This window comes from Mycobacterium sp. (genome assembly GCF_032162105.1).
In the GTDB taxonomy this organism is placed as follows: domain Bacteria; phylum Actinomycetota; class Actinomycetes; order Mycobacteriales; family Mycobacteriaceae; genus Mycobacterium.
The window spans coordinates 1-3,022 of record NZ_JAVRPS010000196.1 but is presented as its reverse complement, the minus strand read 5'-3'; the positions used below and the strand labels follow the sequence as shown (position 1 = coordinate 3,022).

At 65.7% G+C, this 3,022-nt stretch carries 4 protein-coding genes and 1 pseudogene; 1 reads left to right on the top strand and 4 read right to left on the bottom strand.

Features of this window, described 5'->3' with window-relative positions; genetic code table 11:
• The 4 genes and pseudogenes from QOC69_RS10170 to QOC69_RS10155 form a co-directional block, all read right to left on the bottom strand.
• Positions 1-216 (bottom strand): annotated as a pseudogene (locus tag QOC69_RS10170) (IS607 family transposase); the annotation flags it as partial.
• A 114-nt stretch (positions 217-330) separates the two neighbouring features.
• A complete protein-coding gene (locus tag QOC69_RS10165; protein ID WP_526438963.1) occupies positions 331-618 on the bottom strand; it encodes a hypothetical protein in 288 nt (95 codons plus the stop codon).
• Between the two features lie 141 nt (positions 619-759).
• Entirely contained in the window at positions 760-1,314 is a 555-nt protein-coding gene (locus QOC69_RS10160; protein WP_526438965.1) for a UCP032817 domain-containing protein, read from the bottom strand.
• Positions 1,315-1,715: 401 nt separating this feature from the next.
• Entirely contained in the window at positions 1,716-2,381 is a 666-nt protein-coding gene (locus QOC69_RS10155) for a hypothetical protein (RefSeq protein ID WP_526438961.1), read from the bottom strand.
• Positions 2,382-2,678: 297 nt separating this feature from the next.
• Between QOC69_RS10155 and QOC69_RS10150 the strand changes: the two genes are divergently transcribed.
• Positions 2,679-3,022, top strand: a 344-nt coding sequence (locus tag QOC69_RS10150; RefSeq protein ID WP_526438959.1) for a hypothetical protein, incomplete at its 3' end; no start/stop codon positions are given.

Here is a 3,022-nt window from a genome sequence, read left to right as displayed (position 1 = left end):
AACCGCGACACCCGGCGATCCAAATCGGCGCGCTGATCAAGGCTGCACACCCGCGCATACCCCACCACCGGCCGCGCCATCACCGGCCGGCGCCGTGCGCACCAGAATCAGCCGACCCACCCCCTCCGCGGGCACCAGCAGCGTCCCTTCCCGAAACCAGCGATAAGCCGTATGTCGGTTCACCCCAACCGACTCCGCCCCATCCGCCAGATTCACAACATCAACTCAACACACGTACGCACACTCAAATACACTCAACACGCAACAGTTCGTAACCCCTCCGAACGGCGGGAGTTGAACGGGTATGACGTCCCAGAATTGAGCGAACTGCTACCCGTTCTGGCTCATCGCAAGGCACGTGCCGTAGTGCTGCGGCGTGCACGGAACGCCGTTGACCGAGCCCACTTGGCCGGGGTTGTTCACCACGTTGCCGCCCGACGGACTCGATGGACTCACGGCGATGTTTCCCGGCCCGCCTGCGACGCACACCCCGTCGAAACGGCTTGCAGTCGTGCCGTACGGGCACCCTTGGGCCACGGCCGGTGAGGCCACGGCCAGCGGTCCAACCGCGATTGCCGCTGCACATCCGACGAGGAGAATCCCACGCGTTACGACCACATCAACTCCCAAACGACTCGTCCGACCCGTCCAGACTAGCCCCACGGGCCTGATACACGGTTTTCCCGAGGTCCTGGCCGCCAGCCCACGCCAACGCGATGACCATGAGGCGCACCACCAGCGGGAACCGGAACCACGTCGTCAATCGCGCTCCCCGCGGGCGATCTCGGCCGGATTGAGTCGCGCGACGGCCGTCTCGATCTCGGCGACCCGCACTAGGGGCAGACCCCAGGGCTGGTCCACACCGACCTGTTCGTCGAGATCCCACAGGACACACTGCTCACCGGGCTCGGCGACGAGCGACCACGCGATGACCGTCCTGCGAAGCTGCTCGTCCATCGGATCCCTGAGCGCCAAGATCTCGGTGGGTACGCCGTCGGTCGGATGGTGGTGCAGAAACGTGCCGTAGGCCTCCGTGCAGAACGCCGAATACGCTGCGGTGCACAGGATCAGGCCGTGCCACGCCTCGTCCACCGCGCGCGATGGCATCCCGATCCCCTTGTGGTCCCGCAAGGCGGGCGCGCAGCAGCGTAGCCACTGCCGCAACCCGGTCTCGACGAGTGAACGCGGCTGCCACGGACAGGTTTTGAACACGGCGGGGGGAAGGTGGAGTTTCGCCACCGCGGTGGACGCCCGATCGCGGTGATCCCCGCGCCCCTGCCGGATACGATGCTTCGTCCCGAATATCGACGACATGGCGTCAGCCCCCGCACCCACCGCAGCCGCCGCAACCGCCGCCGCAACCACCGCAGCCGCCTCCACTGCAGCTACGCCGGCGGCTCTCGCGCGATTCCTTCCCGGCCTCCCAGGTCTCGTCACGGGACCTGGTCAATGCCATCGCGAGCACGGCCGACCCGAAGACCCCCAGAACGATCACCCAGGCGACCATCACGACACCCGACCTTCGGTCGAGCAGCACGCATCCAGCGCTACCCCCCGGACCAGCAATGCCTTGTCCTTGTCAACCATGACGTCCCCCCTTCACATCGCCTTCGCGACGCCGCCGTGTCGATCGTGTGCTCATGATGGGCCTGACCACCGTCGGCAAGGAATAGGAAGGGTCCCCAATAACGAATTTCCTTGCACGATTCACAGATTCACGGATAGCCGGAGCCCTGGGCACGATCGTTCCCAGGGCGTGTGAGCGTCACCCACTGGTTCATCAGATCCACCGCCTCGCCGATGGGGCGAGCCCAATACCCGTCGACGACACCGTCTGATTTCGTCCCATCGCGGCCACATGGGGGAGCCAGCGCGAGACGGAGCTTGTCCGCGAGCGTACGACGCCGTTCCGGCGAGTAGCGGAAGCCAACCTGGGTGAGGCGGCCGCCCTCGTCATCCCGGGATTCGACGACCATGAACTCGTCGATCTCGCGCCACTCGTAGCCACGCAGCTTGCCTGTTCGTGGGTGCACCTCGAACCCGGTGCTCGACAGGTGTAGCCAGCCGTCCCCGCGGGCGCGTCTTCTGGCCGTGACGACCATCCTGACCACGGCCCCGCCAAGCATGTAGGTGCAGCCGGCTCCCAACGCCCCGAAGCAGACGAGGGCCGGCCAACACCCCGCAGGATCGCACCCGGGAATGTGCGACCAGGCATAGATTCCGATCGCGGGACCACTGATGGGCACGATGAAGAACACGACGGCGAAGACATTCTGGCCAACTCGGTTGCCCGTATCCGGGTAGGGCAGCACCAGATCCCGACCATCGCACACCTCTCGGCTCAGCTGCATAGCCATCCTGGTGACCCCCTTGCCTGTCATGGCCCCAGGATGACCGCGACGGTACCGGCGTGGAAGAGGAACGGTCGCCGGTGTGGAATTCCTTGCACGATTTACAGATTCACCCAGAATCGGGCACCGGGCAGAACTGTTGGGACACGACCCCGACAACTGGGCCACGGCGAGCGAGAGTCGTTCGTTGGTGGGTTCTGGCCGGAGTTCGATCTCGTGGTCGCACCCGCTCGAAACCTCCTCGTCGATTTGCTTTCGCGGACCCTGCGACGGGAGTAGCCTCCCGGCGAGACAACACCGTCTGGCCCGGAAGATCGGAGACCATCGATGGGGCTTTTCAAGAAGGCGAAGGACGCAGCCGCCGGGATGGTGCAGGTGCAAGGCGCCGGAGGCATGATCAACCCTGCCGTGATGGGTGGACCGTCGACCAGCTCAGTGGCGTCGGACGACCCGATCTGGCAGCCCATCAACGGCATCTCGCTGCAGGACTATGCCGAGATCGCCCGTGATGCTCAGGCTCGCGGCGTCACCGACGAGGCTGGCATGATCGCCATCGCCCAGGAGCGCGGGTTGAACCCCGCCGACACGAAGGCGGCGCTCGACGGCTGGGTGCAGCGGATGGGCCAGTCGATGGCCGTCGGACAGCAGTTCCGCAAGTTCCTCGGCTACTG

Bases quoted from the DNA above. Each gene is read 5' to 3' on its own strand.
- QOC69_RS10160 (WP_526438965.1), bottom strand. From the start codon at position 1,314: ATGTCGTCGATATTCGGGACGAAGCATCGTATCCGGCAGGGGCGCGGG.
- QOC69_RS10155 (WP_526438961.1), bottom strand. From the start codon at position 2,381: ATGACAGGCAAGGGGGTCACCAGGATGGCTATGCAGCTGAGCCGAGAG.